The 18,723-nt window shown below is 38.3% G+C and carries 15 protein-coding genes; 1 reads left to right on the plus strand and 14 read right to left on the minus strand.

Annotation, left to right across the window (positions count from 1 at the left end; all coding sequences use genetic code 11):
* Positions 1-22: 22 nt before the first annotated feature.
* Together HMJ38_RS17940 and HMJ38_RS17945 are read right to left on the minus strand one after the other, a co-directional pair.
* Complete coding sequence (locus HMJ38_RS17940) at positions 23-424, minus strand: group III truncated hemoglobin (protein ID WP_194975810.1); 402 nt, start codon at positions 422-424, stop codon at positions 23-25.
* Positions 424-1,677, minus strand: a complete 1,254-nt coding sequence (locus tag HMJ38_RS17945; protein ID WP_194975838.1) for an alkaline phosphatase family protein — start codon at positions 1,675-1,677, stop codon at positions 424-426. The genes HMJ38_RS17940 and HMJ38_RS17945 overlap by 1 nt, the downstream gene beginning before the upstream one ends.
* Before the next feature lie 163 nt (positions 1,678-1,840).
* On the opposite strand from HMJ38_RS17945, the gene HMJ38_RS17950 reads away from it, so the two are divergent.
* Complete coding sequence (locus tag HMJ38_RS17950) at positions 1,841-2,485, plus strand: Uma2 family endonuclease (protein WP_194975811.1); 645 nt, start codon at positions 1,841-1,843, stop codon at positions 2,483-2,485.
* 255 nt (positions 2,486-2,740) lie between these two features.
* Here the strand turns inward: HMJ38_RS17950 and HMJ38_RS17955 are convergent, their stop codons facing one another.
* The 12 genes from HMJ38_RS17955 to HMJ38_RS18010 form a co-directional block, all read right to left on the minus strand.
* On the minus strand, positions 2,741-3,832 hold the full coding sequence (locus HMJ38_RS17955; RefSeq protein WP_194975812.1) for an agmatine deiminase family protein: 1,092 nt from the start codon (positions 3,830-3,832) through the stop codon (positions 2,741-2,743).
* Positions 3,822-4,697 (minus strand): carbon-nitrogen hydrolase, encoded by an 876-nt coding sequence (locus tag HMJ38_RS17960; RefSeq protein ID WP_194975813.1) that lies wholly within the window; start codon positions 4,695-4,697, stop codon positions 3,822-3,824. Before HMJ38_RS17960 ends, HMJ38_RS17955 begins: the two co-directional genes overlap by 11 nt.
* Before the next feature lie 210 nt (positions 4,698-4,907).
* Complete coding sequence (locus HMJ38_RS17965; RefSeq protein WP_194975814.1) at positions 4,908-5,288, minus strand: response regulator; 381 nt, start codon at positions 5,286-5,288, stop codon at positions 4,908-4,910.
* Positions 5,289-5,299: 11 nt separating this feature from the next.
* Positions 5,300-6,295 (minus strand): response regulator, encoded by a 996-nt coding sequence (locus tag HMJ38_RS17970; RefSeq protein ID WP_194975815.1) that lies wholly within the window; start codon positions 6,293-6,295, stop codon positions 5,300-5,302.
* A 17-nt stretch (positions 6,296-6,312) separates the two neighbouring features.
* The gene (locus HMJ38_RS17975; protein WP_194975816.1) at positions 6,313-6,753 is read right to left on the minus strand and encodes a response regulator; all 441 of its coding nucleotides are present in this window, start codon (positions 6,751-6,753) and stop codon (positions 6,313-6,315) included.
* A gap of 5 nt (positions 6,754-6,758) precedes the next feature.
* Complete coding sequence (locus HMJ38_RS17980) at positions 6,759-10,763, minus strand: CheR family methyltransferase (RefSeq protein WP_194975817.1); 4,005 nt, start codon at positions 10,761-10,763, stop codon at positions 6,759-6,761.
* Complete coding sequence (locus HMJ38_RS17985; RefSeq protein ID WP_194975818.1) at positions 10,764-11,972, minus strand: sensor histidine kinase; 1,209 nt, start codon at positions 11,970-11,972, stop codon at positions 10,764-10,766.
* A 1-nt stretch (position 11,973) separates the two neighbouring features.
* Entirely contained in the window at positions 11,974-13,026 is a 1,053-nt protein-coding gene (locus tag HMJ38_RS17990) for a cobalamin B12-binding domain-containing protein (RefSeq protein WP_194975819.1), read from the minus strand.
* A 65-nt stretch (positions 13,027-13,091) separates the two neighbouring features.
* Positions 13,092-14,687: an ATP-binding protein gene (locus HMJ38_RS17995; protein ID WP_194975820.1), complete on the minus strand. Its 1,596-nt coding sequence runs from the start codon at positions 14,685-14,687 to the stop codon at positions 13,092-13,094.
* 20 nt (positions 14,688-14,707) lie between these two features.
* Positions 14,708-15,874: an acyl-CoA dehydrogenase family protein gene (locus tag HMJ38_RS18000; protein WP_194975821.1), complete on the minus strand. Its 1,167-nt coding sequence runs from the start codon at positions 15,872-15,874 to the stop codon at positions 14,708-14,710.
* 181 nt (positions 15,875-16,055) lie between these two features.
* Positions 16,056-17,396: a sensor histidine kinase gene (locus tag HMJ38_RS18005; RefSeq protein WP_394355074.1), complete on the minus strand. Its 1,341-nt coding sequence runs from the start codon at positions 17,394-17,396 to the stop codon at positions 16,056-16,058.
* Complete coding sequence (locus HMJ38_RS18010) at positions 17,396-18,715, minus strand: sensor histidine kinase (RefSeq protein WP_194975823.1); 1,320 nt, start codon at positions 18,713-18,715, stop codon at positions 17,396-17,398. The genes HMJ38_RS18005 and HMJ38_RS18010 overlap by 1 nt, the downstream gene beginning before the upstream one ends.
* Between the last annotated feature and the right edge of the window lie 8 nt (positions 18,716-18,723).

Raw genomic sequence — 18,723 nt, forward strand, 5'->3', positions numbered from 1 at the left:
TGAATAAGTGTTGAATTCTAAATCACATGGTTTTGCTCCTGCCTTCCATGATCCTGAAAAACAGGATATGTGCCATGTTTCGGGCATGTTCCTTGGCATAATCCGCATTTTCACCTTCGAAATAAGTATTTAAGGTCGAAAACCACAGCTCCAACCAATTTCCAAAATGGAGTTGTTCAATTGTATTTCCTGTATTTCGATCAACTTCCTTGTGCACTGGAACGGGACTGAACTTACCAGCCCCAGGTCCTGTATTCAACAATACCATTTCCCAGAAATCAGTCAATCTTTCCAAGTGTGTTTCCCAATCCTCAACTACCTTATTGAAAATTGGTCCCAAATTTTCATGGACTCTGATGCGGGCATAAAAACTCCTTACCAAAAGCGACACGTCATCCCTGTTCTCTATTTCTTTCCTTTCCATTATTTCTCTTTCAAAATCGGTTCAAGTATTTCACGCTTCCCATCTATGTCTTCAGGAATCGGTAATCCCAAGATTGTAGCCAACAATGGATATACGTGAATATTTTCAAAAGGTGTAATTATCAACCCTTCCTTCACCATCGGTCCTTTAGCGAAAAAAATACCATGCATATCTTTAAACTCAGGGCTGAAACCATGCTCCCCAAAGACATCTGTTTTGAACATGGCTGACCTGTTTTGATAAGAAACCATGCCTTGGCTAGTGGCCAAATAATGGCCCAAATCAGGAATGATGAGCAGGTCCCCTAATCGATTTCTGTACTTTTCGGTATTCTTGTAATATTCCCTGTCCGATATCCTGACTACTTTGAAATGATTTTCAGCTTTCTTCAATTTCCTGTAAACCTTCTCCAATTCCTTTTCATTCTCCAAGTGAAGATGGGCCAATGCACCGTTGTTGACTACTCTCGCTGCAATCCCTTCGGTGATATGGTCAAGGTTGAGTAGATTCTGTTTGGGAATGTTGGTCATGCCATGATCGGAGACGATGAATATATTGATATCCAAGTCAAAACTCTCCAATCCTTCAAACAAGGCCCCCAATTCGCGGTCCAATTTTTCCAGCCTATGTCCTATTTGTTCGTTATTGTCAGGCCCATAACTGTGCCCTACATTATCCATATCAGAAAAATACAACGTTATCATTCTCGGTCTTTCCTCTTCCGGTAACTGCAACCATTCAAACACCTTGGAAACCCGTGTAAGGTTAGGTACACTTCCATCAAAATTAAAATAGTAACTCGGGTGAATGCCCTGCACCGGTGCCTCAGATCCGACAAAAAAGTAACTCGCGGCTTTCATGCCATTTTGTTCTGCCAATACCCAAATAGGGGTTCCTCCATACCAATACCCATCTTCAACAATATCTCTGTTGCCCATGGAATAGACAAGGTCTTTTTCAGGTTCATAGAAGGAATTGTTCACCAAACCGTGGTTCTCAGGTTTCATACCTGTAGCAATGGTGTAGTGATTTGGAAAGGTTTTACTAGGAAACGAAGGAATCAATGCTTCAGCAGCAGTCCCATTTTGAATAAATCGGGTTAGATTTTCCGGTTTGAATCTTTCCACATAATCATATCTAAAACCATCAAGAGAAATAAGGATTACATACTGCTCTTTTTCCTGTGAAAAGACCTGTGGGTGAATTAAAGCGAAAAAAATTAATAAGGCAAAAAGGGATTTTATATGATTCATTGCTGTCGGATTTGCTTTGGAATCCAAAGTAACAAAAGAAAGTTTGGAGCTCAATTTTTTATAGGGCATTACTCAAAAGTTAATATCTTGGAATATCCCGTAATCCTTTTAAAAACAAAAACTTAACCTTTTTCAACTAATAAGATTTTTATAACTTAGTAACATGAAAGAGTATGAGGAATCATCACCAAACCAAAACAAAGTAGAGGAGCCATTATCCGAATATCTTCCTACCGGACAGGCAGGTGGCGTATATTCCTATGCTGATTATTTGACATGGGAATTTGAAGAAATGGTCGAGCTCATCAAAGGAAAAATATTCAAATCAGCAGCAGCGGCACCAAGAAGAATCCATCAAAAGATATCTGGAAATGTTTTGACAAAACTACATGTCTACTTAGAAGGCAAGTCTTGTGAAGTATATGATGCACCTTTCGATGTACGGCTTCCGGTCAAGTCAAAGAAAAATGAAGATATTTTTACAGTGGTCCAGCCTGATATCTGTGTGATCTGCGACAAAAGTAAGTTGGATGAATATGGCTGTATTGGTGCTCCTGACCTGATTGTTGAGATACTTTCACCAGGAAATAACAAAAAAGAACTCCAAAATAAATACGAAGTTTATGAAGAAAGTGGAGTAAAAGAGTATTGGATCATTCAGCCTTACGAACTGACACTTTTGATCTATACTTTGACTGATGGCAAATACATACCCTCCAAACTTTTTACTGTCGGCGATATCGTCGAATCAAAATGCATCAAGGGATTCAAACTTGACTTGGATGAGGTTTTTTCGGATTTGGATTAAACTTTTTTAAAATTGAGTGATGTCCGATATCGGATGACCGATGTGCCTGGCAATAAGGCATTGGCCCTGTTAGCTTTAATTTTGGATGGTTATTGTTAGGATTTCGTACAATCCAATGATAATCCTAGAAAGTGCAGGCAATTGTTGAATTATATTTGGCTTGTCAAAGAATCCCTAACTTTCCTTCCAGTTATCAGATTCTTTCCTAGGCTACCATCTCGCTTCTTCGGTCTCCGGTCTTCCATCTTCCGTCTCCTAAACAAACGGTTCCTGCTGACTCAGACAGTGAAACGAACCCAAGCCCCATATCAGGTCCAAGGAATTGACCCCCACCACTTTTCTGTCCGGAAAACAGGAAGTCAGGATTTCCAAAGCCTTATCGTCATTCTTATCCTGAAAAGTAGGTACCACCACAGCATGGTTGGAGATATAAAAATTCGCATAGGAAGCAGGCAATCGCATATCTTCGTGGATAATTTCCCTTGGCATCGGCAGTTCCACAATATTCATCTGCTTCCCATTTTCCAACCTCATTTTGTGAAGTAGATCAAGGTTCTCTTTTAGTGGAACATAATTTTCATCTGCTTTATGGTGTTCTACCATGGTTACCACCGTATCCGCATTGACAAACCTTGTCAGGTCATCGATATGCCCATCAGTATCATCACCTACGATGCCATCATTGAGCCAAAGGATATTTTCTGCGCCATAATAACCCTGTAAATATTCTTCAATCTGCTTTTTGGAAAGATGTGGATTCCTATTGGGATTGAGCAGACAAGCTTCTGAGGTGAGCAATGTTCCTTTGCCATTAAATTCTACCGAACCACCTTCCATGACAATCCCAGACTTGAAGCAAGGAACTTTTCTAAATTCTGCAATTTTGATCGGAATCTGATTGTCCAAATCATAGGGAGGATATTTATCTCCCCATGCATTGTAATCCCATTTGACCAGAACCTTCTTGGTGTCTGCCTCGGCATTGATCAAAAAAGCCGGACCATGGTCCCTGCACCATGCATCGTTGGTAGGGGAAAAATGAAAGAAAATTTTATCCAAATCCACCCCAGCCCCCTCAAGATGCCCCAAAGCAAATGCCTTCATTACTTCATCTTTGACATTGATATGAACTTCTTCGCCTAAAGCCACATATTTTATAAACTCAGCATAAGCAGGAAAAATGGTGTTGATTTTTCCAGGCCAGGAAGCCTCTTTATGAGGCCAACTCAGCCAAGTCGCCGAATGAAGTGCAAATTCCGCAGGAAAAGAATAACCCAATTGGAAAGGGGTAACTTCTCCAGACTTTGCAATTTCGAAAATGTCTTTGGTGTAAATATTAGTCTTCATCAATGAACCTCTTGAGGATGGGGGAATAGGAATCAATGCGTCTGTCTCTCAAAAAAGGCCAATGGGTTCTGTACCTATCAGAATTCTCCATATCCAATTCATGGACATAAACCTCCTCTTCCCCATGATCCGCTTGATATAAAACCCTACCAAAGGCATTGGTCACAAATGACCCTCCCCAAAACTTCATGTCTCCTTCAACGCCTACCCTATTGACAGAGATTACCGGAACACCATTAGCCACTGCATGGGAACGCTGAATGGTTTGCCAAGCCTGATATTGCTCATCATTGGTTTCCAGATCCTGATCCTTATGCCAACCAATAGCGGTCGGGTAAAAAAGCATCTCTGCTCCCATGAGCGATGTGACCCTTGCTGCCTCAGGATACCATTGATCCCAGCAGATCAATACTCCTATTTTAGCAAACTTGGTGTTGAATACCTTATAGCCCAAATCTCCTGGCGTAAAATAAAACTTCTCATAATATCCCGGATCATCAGGAATATGCATTTTCCGGTATTTGCCGAGATAACTTCCGTCAGCATCCAACACAGCGGTTGTATTATGATAAAGGCCCTCTGCCCTTTTCTCAAAAAGCGAAGCAATGATGACCACCCCAAGTTCTTTGGCGAGAGCGGAAAAAAAATCAGTGGATGGTCCGGGAATATTTTCCGCCAATTTAAAATTATCATGATCCTCCACATCACAGAAATAAAGGGATTTGAAAAGTTCCTGTAGACAGATGATTTGCGCACCTTTTTGGGCGGCTTTTCTTACTCCTTCTCCTGCTTTCGATAGGTTTAATTCTAGATCAGGACTACAGGAATTCTGGACCAACCCTACTTTAACGGTTCTTTTTGACACTTATTTTTTGGTTTTGATTTCTAAATTTTCAAATAAAGGTTAAAATTAAAGGATTCTTGATAAAAAAAATAATGGTAATTTGAATAATAGAAAATATTGAATTACTACCTTCCAAATACCAACCCCACATTGAAAAAGAATCCCCTGCTTTTAACAATTAAAAATTCATTGCCCAAATTTTTAAGACCATGTTCATAGCCTATCAAAAAATCAACCTAAAATTATTTTCAAATCTTCTGAGCTTAGCGGTTTGTGTATAAATTTTTTTATAAAACCATACTGATTCGCCCTCGATATATCATTATGATCTGTTGAAGACGAAACCAAATAAATTGACAGGTCTTGAATATTGTATAAGTTGTTTTCTTCTAATTTATTTAGAAACCCCCAACCGTCCAAAACCGGCATGTTAATGTCTAACAACACAATTATCTTTAATGGTGATTTTTGGAAAGAACTTAAAAGTTTTAAACCCTCCTCCCCATTTTCACATTCATGACATACTTGTGAAGGAAAGTTTCTTTTTATCATCTTTTGGACTATCAACCTATATATCAGGTCATCATCAATTATGCATATAATTTTCTCCATATACCAAGAAATTAGAGGTCAAAATTCTGGGCTTCATCAACTATTTTTTTTACGATATCATCCATTTCATTCATTGATGTTCTGAGTTCTTTTAACCAGAACATCATATCATCTAGATTTTCATGGTGTTCTTCAATTAAGTTGATAATTCCTAAAATTCTTGAAAGTGGTGCCCTGACCACATGTGACTGAGTCCACGCAATATTCTTTAGTTTTTCATTTTGTTGTTCAATCGTTTTGACATGATTTAAGATGGTTGTTATGTCAGTAGCCTGAACAATGATTCCTTTTCTGCCTGTATTGTAAGTTATTTTTTTTGTAGATAACTCTACATTGATTTCCTGACCGTCTTTTCTCAGTTGTGTAAACTGATTATTAACATTATAAGCAGGATTATCTACAAGTTTTCCTATTAAAACATCTCTTTCCCAGGCTGGGTGTAAATCCAAAATAGAAAGCGATAGGCATTCATCAAGCGAGTAACCGTACTTTTCAATTGTTGCTTCATTGACATCCAGAATCTTAAAATTTTCAGGGTGTAGCAGCCACATGGGCTGTGGGCTGAGGTTGAAAAGGTTTTTGTAATTTTCACGTTCTCCCTCCAATTGATTTCTGAAATTTTTTCTTGAAAGTGAGAAATCGATACTTTTTTGAAGTAAACTGGGATTAATTTCATCCTTAATCAAAAAGTCGTATATACCCAATTCCAAGCTTTGCTTGGCAAGGTTTATATCAGCGTATCCTGTCAACACAATGATTGGTGCATCTTTACTGATTTTCAATACTGCATTGATGAGTTCAATACCGCTCAAATCCGGCAAGTTTAAATCCAGCAAGATTACATTGAATTGGCCTTCCTTTTGATTTAAATCATCAGCCGCGGTACTGAAATCAACACAATGTTTAATTTGTATTTTTTTATAGGATTCGATTAACAAATCCTCTACCAAAATAAAGTCTCCCTCATTGTCTTCTATGACCATAACGGACAAATTATTAGGCTTCATATTTTTTGGGTTATACATTATTTAGATAATACTGAAAGCTGCAACCAAAACTCTTCAATTTTTTGAATAGCTTCCATAAAGTCGTCCATTTCCATTGGTTTTTTCACATAACTGTTACAGTATTTTTTGTAAGCCATATCAATATCTTTCTGATTGGAGGAGGTAGTCAGCATAATTACCGGTATTTTTTTCAGACTCTCATTCTGCTTAATCTCTTCTAAAACTTCAAGCCCATTGAAGATGGGAATATTGATGTCCAGTAAAATCAAATCAGGTCTTTGAGCGTTGGAGAACTCACCTTTCTTGTGTAAAAAATCCAAAGCTTCCTGACCATTTCTGGCAACACTAACATGTGTATGGAATTTACTCTCCTCAAATGCCTCAAGTGTGAGCAAAACATCTCCGTCGTTGTCTTCTACAAGAAGAATATGTGCTAATTTAAAATTCCTTGTTTTCATATAGTTTAATTATTTTTTGCAATTGTAAAATAAAAAGTAGAGCCTTTCCCCAATGTGGATTCTACCCATATCCTGCCACCATGCAGCTCTACTATCTTTTTGCAAACAGACAATCCTATGCCATTGCTTTCTTTATTCGGTTTTAAAGATTGAAACATCTTAAATATATTTTCAAATTGATTTTGAGGAATTCCAATGCCGTTGTCAGAGATTTGAAACTGAACCCCATTCTCAACATTTTTATTATTGATGCTTAACAAAAGCTTATCATTGCTTCTGTATTTGATGGCATTACCTATTAAGTTATTGATTAAGCGCTTAAATATAATGGGGTAGACAGACAATTCCTTGACTGAAAGATCATATTTTATGGAATGAGTAATTTTATTTAAGTCTATCTGAAAAACTTCAATAACATCATGAAAAAAATCAGGGAGATTCACCACAACTGATTTCTCATTGGAGATCCCGGTTCTTGAATAATCAAGTAAATTATTGATCAACTTATCCATTTCAACAGATGAGGTTAGAATCACCTCAAAATACTTTTGCTTTTTTTCTTCCTCTAACAGATCTCCCTTCTTTTGGATCATTTGCAACAAAGATTTGATATTTCGGATTGGTGTTTTCAAATCATGAGATGCGATATAAGCAAATTCTTCAAGCGATCTGTTCACCTCTTCCAGTTTCTTGAATTGTTCTTTGTTAATTTGACTTAGTCGGTAAATCTGATTGATATGGTCCTGATGCTCTGTGATATCATTTTGTATGGAGAAGAATCCTATGAAATTTTCTTCTTTATCATATAGGGGTTCTGCTTTGATATTCACCAAATATTTATTGCCTGTTTTATGGTAATTGATGATATCCACAGTGAATGCTTTTTTTGCCCGGATAGATTGGGACATCAATTCCACGAGTTTGGGATCCGTTTCCGGGCCCTGCAAAAAATCCCCGGGCTTCTTGCCCAAAACCTCGTTTTCGGTATATCCTGTCATCTTTTCAAAGGCATCGTTGACGAAGTTTATTCCACCTTCCCCATCTGTTATGATCACAGCACTACTGGTTTGCTCAGCAATCAGCGAGTTTTTGGTAAACTCAAATTCATTCAACTTCCGTTGGTGAACATCTCTGATTATCAACAAAAACTTCTGCTCCTGGGATTTATTTTGTTGGATGGGTTTGATGCTCGCTTCCAGCCATCTCAATACATTTTTGGCCTTTTTAAACTCAAACTCTACCAGACCGAGCTCTTGATTTTTGTGGACATTTGAAAATGCTTTTTGAAAGATCTCCCTATGTCTAAGCTGTGGCATTTTTTCCAGAAAGTTTATATTATATAACTTATCTAAAGCGTATCCGGTGACTTCAACTCCTGAAGGAGTACTGTATTCTATGGCTCCCTGTTGAGTTACAATGCAAACCATATCCCTCAGGTTGTTGGAAATCAACTTGAAAATTTCATCCTGATTTTCATGTTTCAGTTCCAGCTCCGAAAGAGCTTTCTCCGATACTTGAATAGCTTGCTTGAGCTTTTTGGCCTGTGTCAGGTCTACAAATACCAGCGTAATTCCCTGAACATCTTTTTTGTGGTTTCGGAATGGGGCTATTTTCAACAGATACTCTTTGCCCTTAATGTCTTCGATGGTGAACTCATAAGAAACCGATTCAGCCAAAACCGCTTCAATATGCTCCAAAAAATTCTCCAAATGGATTTTAGCCCTGAAATGACTGATGTTTCTTCCTATATCATGGGGTACTAAATCCAAAATCTTTTTGATGGCAGGGGTAAATTTCCGTATATTCAGATTGGCATCTAAAAATAAAATGGCCAGCTCGGTGCTGTGAATCAGGTTATTCAGATCATCATTGGACTGAGAAAGCTCATGGTTTTTCTGTTCATACTCAGCATTGACGGTATAGAGCTCCTCATTGACTGATTCCAGTTCTTCGTTGGAACTCTGCAGTTCTTCGTTTGTGGCCTGTAGTTCCTCATTGCTTGATTCCAGCTCCTCAATGGTCGTTTGCAAGGTCTCTCTATTGATTCTGAGTTCTCTTTCAAGGATATGGATTTTCTCTTTAGAGACCGTATTGATCGTTACATGCTCTGATGGGGATTGTTCAGGAGGCCTTTTCGAGGAAGTCTCAAAGGTAATAAACAGGTAATGCATGCCATCAAAAAGTTCTTTTTTACGGACAAGAATATTCATAAACCCACTTGCACCTACGAAAGCTCTGAACTCATCCGGTACCTGTATATCCGTCAGGGTTACGGGCTTTCCAGACTGCAATACTTTATTGGCTACTACCTCCAGGGGAATGGCAATAGTATCAGGCAGCATCTTGGTGATATTGGAACTGATCTCTCCCGAAGGCATGGTCAGCAGTCTGTGAGCATTGCCCGAACTGTGCAGCAAGTTCAACTGCTCATCAATGATGAGAGAATCCGGCACATATTCCTGAATAAGGGAATGCTGTATTTCGCTCAGCAGGTTTTTTTTATTGGCTTTAAAAGCAGGAACGCTGTTGTCAAGATCGGAATTTGGTAATTTGTCACTTACCTTTTGATTCCTCTTTTTGACGGAATGCAATCGCTGGACAAACTTCTTATTCTCTTTATTGACAAACAGGTTTTGTTTTTTGTTGAACTCAAAGAAATCTTCCCTGGCATCGCCCAGCGTTTCACTGGATCCCAAAAACAGGAATCCGTTGGTTCGCAAAGAATATTGAAAAATGGTAAAAAGCTGCTGTTGGATCGAATCAGTAAGGTAGATCAGGAGGTTTCTGCAACTGATCAAATCGATTTTATTAAAAGGAGGATTCTGGATTACGTTGTGGACCGAAAACACAATCATTTCACGGATTTCCTTTGCTATGGCATAACCGTTTTTTTGGGAGACAAAATAAGTGTTCAGGTATTCTATGGGTATTTCAGCGCTGATATTGTTTGGGAAAACGCGACTTGCAGCCAATTTTATGGCTTCTTTGTCCAGGTCTGTGGCAAAAATATTGACTTCATATTGTAGTTTGTTTATCCTAAGATGATCTTTGATCAATATGGCAATGGAATAGGCTTCTTCCCCTGTAGAGCAACCCGGTACCCAAACCCTAAGGGTCTTTGAGTCCGAATTGTTTTCGATCATTTTAGGAATCACCTGAGTTTTAAGGGCATTGAAGGCCTCTTCATCTCTGAAAAAGCGGGTAACGCCTATAAGCAGTTCCTTGGCTAAAAGCTGGGCTTCATTTTGATTGTTTTGCAGGTGGTTGTAATAAGCATCCATTTTGGTGTAATCCAGAATACTCATTCTCCTGCTGATCCTTCTCGAAACGGTAGTATGCTTATATCCGGTGAAATCTACATCAATTTGTTTTTCTACACTTCGTAAAATACTTGTGATTACAGCGTTGGCTTTGGAAGAATTGTTGAAGTTTTGTGAAATGGTATCGCGGTTTTCAAAAAAACGGTCAATCTCCTGATGCATCGTTTCCACCCGGCAAACCATGTCAACGACACCGGAATAAATGGCACTATTGGGCATGCCATTGAATTTGGCCTGCTGAGGGTCCTGTACCAATACCAGTCCTCCGTTTTCTTTGATGAATTTTATCCCCTTAGATCCGTCACTTCCCGTACCGGACAGGATGATGGCACAAGCCTTTTCGTGAAGATTTTCCGCTAATGAAGCAAAAAAATCACTGATCGGAAAGCTTAGGGTTCTGTCTTCTTTTTCAGTCAAAACGAATTTTCCATCCTCAATCTCCACAAACTTTTTGGGAGGGTTGAGGTAAATATTTCCCTTTTCAATTGACATGCCATCCTCAATTTTTTGGATGGGAAGCTTGGTGTGCCTTGAAAGCAACTCGTCCATCAGGCTTTTGTGATTGGGGGCCAGGTGCTGAATAATCACAAAAGCATATTTTGATTTGGGGTTGGCATGTTCAAAGAAAACTTCAAGCGGCTCCAACCCTCCTGCTGAAGCTCCTAAAGCTATGATTGGAAATGTATGCATTTATTTCTGTTTTTTTATCTCTATAAAGAAGGTGCTACCTTTGTCTTTTTCTGAGGTAACCCAGATTTTTCCGTTCATTCTTTCAACCGTTTTTTTAACCATAGAAAGACCCATTCCCGTACCCTCATATTCTCCGGAATTATGTAATTGTTTAAACATCACAAATACTTCTTGATATTTTTTTTCAGGAATACCAATGCCATTATCTTGGATTGCAAGTGTGAATAATTGGTCGTTTTCTGATACTTCAATTGATATTTTTGAAGTCCTACCTTTGGGTACAAATTTGATACTATTTGAAATTAAGTTTTGAAATACTTGTTGATATCCTGTAAAAGAACCTTTTACAATGGGTAATTTTACACTAATGATTTCAGTTTTACTCTCTTTTATTACAGTTTGTAATATCTGTTTGACTTCTGATAAAACATTATTGAGATCAACTGTTTCATCTATAACTATATTGCCGGCTTTATGGTATTCCAATAACCCAGTCAACATTTTACTGAGCCTTTTTGCTCCTTCTGAAGCAAACTTCAGGTAACGCTGTCCTTTTACATCTAAATGATCAACATATTTCCTTTGAAGTAGGCCCAAAAAAGATCCCACCATTCGCAAAGGTTCCCTTAGATCATGAGAGAGTGAATAAGCCAACAGTTCCAGATTTTTATTCACAGTATTAAGTTCATTATTCAACAGCTCTATTTTTTGGTTTTTACGCATCATCTCTCTTTTGCTGTTGATCAATTCATTATTCAGGGATGAAAAGTCATTCAATAAAAACTCATCCACTTCATATTTATTGACTTTTCTTTCGAAATTGTCTGCTTTTTTCTCTACGAGCCGTATTTTGTTTGCCTGTTCATTGTTTATTAACATTATTTCTTCCAAAGCTTTTTCGGAAGAATTCATATCAGTTCTTCCGCATATCAATACCTTATCATTGAGCAGATAGCCCGAAAAATTAAAAATTATATTTTCTCCTTGATTATTTAGACCTACTAAATAGTGCTCCTCCTCCATCATATTTTGTTTGATTGAAAGCCAAAAATCTCCCAATACATTGATAGATGATTTTTCAATGATTTGATGAATACCAATTGGTAAATCAAAGTTTTCCAATATTCCGGCAGTGTCAAGAAATACTTGAACAATCGTTCCGTGATGATTACAGGAAAACATTATTTTATGTTCTTTGATAGTGTCCATATCAGTTAGAAATCAGTTCATTAGCTTTTTTTATGGCTTCATCTGCATTTCGTGCAAAGCCGTCAGCACCCACTTTTTTCCAGAGATTCGGATTGGTAATAAAAGGATAGCCACCCACCATTATTTTTAGGTTCTCGAATTCATCTACATTTTTAAGATTATTGATCAATGCAACAGATTTACTCACATGGGTAGGCAGGGTCACCGAAAGTGCCAGAATATCGGCTTTATATTCTTTTAAGGCTTTCGGCAGTTGATCTTCGGGAAGGTTAGCGCCAAGATAATAGGTATCCCATCCGTCCATCTCAAAAAAATCAGTTACCATACGGATTCCAAGTTCATGCAATTCACCGCTAATAGAACAAGCCACCAATGTTTTGCCGTTGCGATTAGTTGAAAAAATATGAGCGTACAATCCTGACATGATTTGTTGGGTTGCAGCAGTACAATAATGTTCGTGCGCTACTGTAATTTTATTGCATTGCCAAAGCCGTCCGATTTCGTATTGGGATATTTGAAAAATCTGTTGATATATATCTTTTATGGACGTTTCTTTCGAAATCAGATCAGAAATCAATTGATAGGCCTCATGCCTTTTACCATTTAATAAATAGTCAAGATACATGGTCACTTCATCTTTTAAAGGATTTTCATCGGTAATAAATGAACTGACTTCTTCTTTTTTTTCTAAAAGTTTTTCTCTGGCATTGTTGATATAGTCTTTTGTAACATTTGAAAAATCACTGCCCAGTATTTCATGAATCGCGATTTGAACAAAATCCAGGTTGTTTAGAAGGTCTGTATCAGGGATATTTCTTGATTTATGCATAGTTTCAGCCCAAAGAATATAATTTGCATACATCTCGGGAAGCTCCATTGCCAATGCTTCTGCTAAAAAATTGAGATGATTGACAGCATCTTGTCGGCATTGGGTTTTTCCTTCCGGACTATAACGATCAGATACTGAAGGATCATGCTTGAAATGCAATTCCGAAATATAATCAGAAAGCTCATTAGAACTTTCATAAATTTTTTTAACGTTAAATGATTTCATAACTAACTACTTATATGTTCATATTTGCTGATTATTGCGATCATAATTTTTTGTTAAAATGAAAGTTAATTGACATAGACTATTTGATTTTTTGCAATCGTAAAATAAAATGTACTTCCTTTACCCGGTTCTGATTCAACCCTGATTCTACCCCCGTGATTTTCCACAATCTTTTGACAGATTGCAAGACCAATTCCGGTACCTCTGTATTCCTCCTTGTTGTGCAGCCTTTGGAAGATTTTAAAAATTTTATCAGAATATTCCGGTTTAATACCAATGCCGTTATCCTTTACCTCAAAGTGCCAGAATTCCTCATCCTCGTTTGAGGTAATTTTTACTTCTGGATTACTTCCCTTTATTTGGTATTTAACTGCATTATTTATCAGATTCTGAAAAAGCTGTCGCATAGGCGCTCTTGCACCATTGATTTCAGGCAGTTTCTCAACTTTAATAACAGCTTTTTGCTCATTAATCAATATTTCGTTTAATCCAAGTGCTTCCTGTACCAGATCATTCATATCGATATCTTCCTTTTCAATTTCAACACGCCCAATTCTGGAATACTCTAGCAGGTCGTGAATAATTTGCCGCATACGCTTGGCCCCGTCAGTTGCAAAATGAATATATCTTTTGCCCCTCTCATCCAGCAGATGATCATATTTCCATTCTAACTTTGTCAGGAAGTTAGTAATCATCCGCAACGGTTCCTGCAGATCGTGTGAGGCTACATAAGCAAACTGTTCCAGTTCAGTATTTGAAGCGGCCAGTTCTTTGGTCTGGATTTCTAGCGAAAGATTCAGTTTTTCTAGGCACTGTTCAGACTCTTTACGCGTTGTGATATCATTGATTACCAAAATAAGCCCATTTTCATCTTCCTCTGAATATTCGAACCGGGCTGAGGTAATACTTAAAATTTGAATAGTGTTGTGTTGTGTTTCTCTTTTGACTTCCAGCGCTTCACCTTCATCGTTGCTATAGGAAGTATTAATGCTTTTTCTGAGATATTTTTCTAATTTATTACCTTCCTTGTGTTCAAAGAGATTTGAGAAAGTGGCTCCCATAACCTGAGATTCATTTTTTTCAAAAATGGATGTTGCTTCTTTATTCCATCCCAAAATTTTCCCTTGATTGCTCACGATAGCTATGCCTACAGGAGTAATATCCATCAGTTTATTGATGAATTGTTGATGGTAACTCTGTTTTCGGGACGAAACTATTGTAGAAATTTTTGAATTGGTTTCCGCAAGGATAGCCCGGTATTTAACTGCCTGCAGGCTCTCCTGAAAAATCTTCCCGAGATGCTCCCAGTCAGTTTCATGAAGACAAGTAACATTTGTGCCCATAAACGGTGAAAAACGGATGGCCTCTTTAAGGTTTTCGGTAATTTTTTCTGAGGGGCTCAGCAGGACGATTTTTGCATTTTTATTAAATGAATGAAGACGCTGGGCACTCTGTATAGGGTCTGCTACATCACTGCCTATAATAAATGCTACAACCTCTCCTTGGAATGGCATTTTCTTCAGATCACCGAATGTTTTGATCGAGGCTACCTGTTTACATTCCCCGTCAACTATATCTGATAGTTGTTGTACAAGATCATTGTTTTCCGTCTGGATCAGATAGATATACTCTTGTTCTGCTATGGCCGTCTTCCTTGTCATATTACGTTATTAAACATTCATTAATTTCCTAAAAGCGGCAGATTCAGCAGGGCTCTTCCTGTCCATGTTCTTAACTGGTGAGTAGTTGGAGCCATTACATGGGAGGCCCGTGCATCCCGCAGGTGTCGGGAGAGTTTTCCCTCTTGTGCATATGCGGTTCCACCCATCAGGGTCATTACCTCATTTACCACATTCACCACACAATCGGATACTTCTGCTTTGGCACTTAAAATAGAAAGCAGCGCTCCTTCCTTCCCGGCATCACCTTTGGCTGCCGCAGAATAGATGAGCTGACGAGAGCGTTCCACCTTGGCCCACAAGACACCCAACTGATGCTGTAAAACCGGTTGCTCAGATAATGAAGTTCCGCTATGGGTATGAGAGCGATGCTGTAAATGTTGAATTGCCTCCTGCAAAGCTGCTGATGCGATACCCAGGTACGTTCCGGCCATGGCTGTAACAAAGTAGGGAGTAACTACTTCAAAGACATACCATATTTCATCACCCTGCTCACCAAGCAAATTTTCAGCCGGGAGCTCTAGGTCTTTTATTTCAACTTTACGGGATGCGTTTCCCTTCATGCCGATTCCCTCCCAGGTTTCTTTCCACTCGATTCCATCTGTTTGATCGGGAACAACAATGCACGAAAAATGACCTATATGCGTATTCGGGTCGGGAATCACCGCAGAGACTACGTAAGAATCGGCATGGCTACCATTGGTGACAAATGATTTTGTACCGTTTAAGATAAAATCTCCATTCTTCTTTTTAACAAGTTTGGCTTCAGGAATATAAAAATTGGAGCCTGTTCCCGGTTCACTTAACGAGAGGGTGGTTAGATGTTTGCCTTGAGCGATAGGAATCAAAAATTTTTCTTCCTGCTTCGGGGTAGCTTTTGCAGTTAAAACGGCAGATGCTACCAGATGCATACCAAAACACATAGAGGTGGATGCGCAGTGGCTGCCCATAATTTCACAAACTTTGGCGACACCCAATAGTCCCTGACCGTGTCCGCCAAGCCTGACCGGAATAACCAGCCCGCCCAGACCTGCTTTTTGTAATGCCTGTATTTGCTTTTTCGGCCATTTGCCTGTTTTATCGACCTCATCCGCGCGGGGAGCAAGTTCATTTCGGGCAATTTCGCCTGTTAGTGTTAATATTTCATCCAATGACAATTTTTTATCCATTATTCAACCTTTTTAATTAATTAAATCAAATCTTCATCTAAACGCTTTAAGTAAAACTTCCCTCTGCCCTTTATCAATTGGAAAATAAAAGGTGCTGCCTAAGTTTGGTTTAGATTCCACATTTATTTTACAGTGTTCTGCAAAAACGATGTGCGCTAATTTTAACTTCTCTGCACCCATATTAATTGTTTTTAGATATTGTAAAATAAAATACAGTGCCTTCACCCACTTTTGATTTAAGCCAAATTTCCCCGCCCAAATACTCCACACTCCGCTTGGCAATGGGTAGGCCAATACCATTACCATCATGCTGATTTCTGTTTTGTAATCTTTGGAAAATGACAAATATCTTGTCGTAGAACTTTTCATCAATTCCAATTCCATTGTCTTTAACAGAGAACTCCCAAACTGTCTCCTTTTCCCTAGCTTGGATTTCAATGTGCGGGGGTACGTTTTCCTTTATGTACTTTAAAGCATTGTCCAGTAAACTGTGAATCACCTGGGTTATCGGTACCCTGAAGGTCTGTAAAACAGGCAGTGAATCATACGTGATCTTGGCTTTTTTTTCAGCAATCAGCGCTCTTCTCAATTGGGTGTATTCAGCTACCAATTCATTCAGGTTTACTTCTTCAATCAGTTCGGTAGGCCTGTTGGATCTGGAATAAAGCAATAAATCCAAAATGATCTGCTTCATCCTTTGGGCTCCATCCCTGGCATAATGAATATATTGTAGTGCTTTGTCATCCAACTGATCACTATATTTCCGTTTCAACTTGTCCATAAAGCTGGAAATCATCCGCAGTGGTTCCTGCAGGTCATGTGATGCAACAAAAGCAAATTGCTCAAGCTCTTCATTTTTGATTTGCAATGTCATTTTACTTTTCTCAAGTTCACGTTTTAACCTGATTTGTTCTTGTATATGGTTTTCTATACCGTTAAATATTTTAGGGATTAGCACTGATGACAGGTAACAAAGAAAGACAAGATTAGCACTGACGGCAGTCCATTCATTAACTGAGCTCATATCGACATTGTGGCTAAAGTCTGATAACTTGAAGTGTATAGCAAATCCAAACAAAATCGATATAAACAACACAATATGACTCCACCAAAACGCATATTTATTATCGAAAATAATAATGGAATATATACAAGCTGCCAAAAAGTAAACTAAAACAGAACCAGAAGAAGGAGCAGCGAAAAAATTTAAGACAGTGGCAAAAACAAATACGGTGAATGAGAAAATCAATTTTCTCATGGTTATTTTCACGCTAGGCGCAAAAGCGATAAGACACATGAGACCAATAGTCGTAAAATGTAATATTGTTATGAACTCTTTATTTTCATAGGTAATCAAAAACAGTGATGGAATTAACGCAATCAAACAAAGTGGCAGTAAAAACATCATTGTGGTTGAAAACAGCGTATTTCTCCAATAGCTTACAGTCCCTTCAGTCTCCACAGCGCTAGGGTTGCAATTGTGGTTAATCGTTTTCTTGTATGTGTTCCACAGCTTTATCATCACTTTTTCGGTATTGTAAAATAAAATACAGTGCCTTCACCCACTTTTGATTTAAGCCAAATTTCCCCGCCCAAATACTCCACGCTACGCTTGGCAATGGATAAGCCGATACCGGTACCTTCATACTGATTTCTATTGTGTAACCTTTGGAAAATGACAAATATCTTATCGAAGAACTTTTCGTCAATCCCAATACCATTGTCTTTTGCTGCAAACTCCCAAAATGCCTCTTTTTCTTGAGCCCGAATTTCAATGTGAGGTGCTACGTTTTCCTTTGCATACTTTAAAGCATTATCAAGTAAACAGTGAATGATCTGGATTATCGGTGCCCTATAGGTCTCTAAAGTAGGGAGCCCATCAAATATGATGGTTGCATTTTTTTCAACAATAAGTTTTCTTCTCAACTGTGTGTATTCAGCTAAGATTTCATTCAGGCTTACCTCTCCAAGCTGCTCAGAGGGCTTATTGGCCCTGGAATAAAGCAATAAATCCAATATGATCTGCTTCATCCGCTTAGCCCCATCGGTAGCAAAATGAATGTATTGCAATGTCTTATCATCCAACTGATCGGCACTTTTTTTTAACAACAGATCCATAAAACTGGAAATCATCCGCAAGGGCTCCTGCAAATCGTGGGAGGTGATAAAGGCGAATTGCTCCAACTCTTCATTCGACCGCTTAAGCTCTAGATTAGATTTACGCACAGATTCGAGCAATTGAATTTTTTCGCCCAAAATCCCTTCCAGTTTTGAAAAAAAGAAGGGTATGATCAGCGAAAAAACTGCTGACATAAACAGCACATTTGAAGAAACGGCAAACCACTCCATCAGATGATCTTCATGTTTGGCTTGTATTTCGACAAAACCATGATGAATCAACAAACCATAAACAACACAAAAAATGAGCGTTAGCATAAATGGTGCAAAGGTTTTTTTGCTTGGAAATAGCAATAAGATAAAAATAGTACCTGAAAGCAGGTAAGCTAACCCGGGTCCAAAATTCCCCAATTCTTTTAACAGCACAAACGCTGTCAAAAACAACAATAGAATCAAGATTATTTTTCGGGTTTTGACAGAAAATACCGGAGCATAGCCAACAAAGACCAACATCAAAAAACAGAAAACATCAAACCACAGGATTAAATAACTTTCGGTTTGGAGGCAAATAATAATTGCAGGAACTATAGCCAACAAACTAAGTGGCACTAGAATAAAAACAATTTTAGCAAAAACCACGTCACTCCAATAGGCCAATGTTGTGACATTCCCGTCTTTGGAGATACAATTATCTTCTACTATGCCCTTTAATTTATTTATCATTACTTTAT

The organism is Aquiflexum lacus (assembly GCF_015476655.1).
GTDB lineage: Bacteria > Bacteroidota > Bacteroidia > Cytophagales > Cyclobacteriaceae > Aquiflexum > Aquiflexum lacus.

Coding starts and splice junctions, on each gene's coding strand:
- HMJ38_RS17940 (WP_194975810.1), bottom strand. CDS start 424: ATGGAAAGGAAAGAAATAGAGAACAGGGATGACGTGTCGCTTTTGGTA.
- HMJ38_RS17945 (WP_194975838.1), bottom strand. CDS start 1,677: ATGAATCATATAAAATCCCTTTTTGCCTTATTAATTTTTTTCGCTTTA.
- HMJ38_RS17950 (WP_194975811.1), top strand. CDS start 1,841: ATGAAAGAGTATGAGGAATCATCACCAAACCAAAACAAAGTAGAGGAG.
- HMJ38_RS17955 (WP_194975812.1), bottom strand. CDS start 3,832: ATGAAGACTAATATTTACACCAAAGACATTTTCGAAATTGCAAAGTCT.
- HMJ38_RS17965 (WP_194975814.1), bottom strand. CDS start 5,288: ATGGAGAAAATTATATGCATAATTGATGATGACCTGATATATAGGTTG.
- HMJ38_RS17970 (WP_194975815.1), bottom strand. CDS start 6,295: ATGAAGCCTAATAATTTGTCCGTTATGGTCATAGAAGACAATGAGGGA.
- HMJ38_RS17975 (WP_194975816.1), bottom strand. CDS start 6,753: ATGAAAACAAGGAATTTTAAATTAGCACATATTCTTCTTGTAGAAGAC.
- HMJ38_RS17980 (WP_194975817.1), bottom strand. CDS start 10,763: ATGCATACATTTCCAATCATAGCTTTAGGAGCTTCAGCAGGAGGGTTG.
- HMJ38_RS17985 (WP_194975818.1), bottom strand. CDS start 11,972: ATGGACACTATCAAAGAACATAAAATAATGTTTTCCTGTAATCATCAC.
- HMJ38_RS17990 (WP_194975819.1), bottom strand. CDS start 13,026: ATGAAATCATTTAACGTTAAAAAAATTTATGAAAGTTCTAATGAGCTT.
- HMJ38_RS17995 (WP_194975820.1), bottom strand. CDS start 14,687: ATGACAAGGAAGACGGCCATAGCAGAACAAGAGTATATCTATCTGATC.
- HMJ38_RS18000 (WP_194975821.1), bottom strand. CDS start 15,874: ATGGATAAAAAATTGTCATTGGATGAAATATTAACACTAACAGGCGAA.
- HMJ38_RS18005 (WP_394355074.1), bottom strand. CDS start 17,396: ATGATAAAGCTGTGGAACACATACAAGAAAACGATTAACCACAATTGC.
- HMJ38_RS18010 (WP_194975823.1), bottom strand. CDS start 18,715: ATGATAAATAAATTAAAGGGCATAGTAGAAGATAATTGTATCTCCAAA.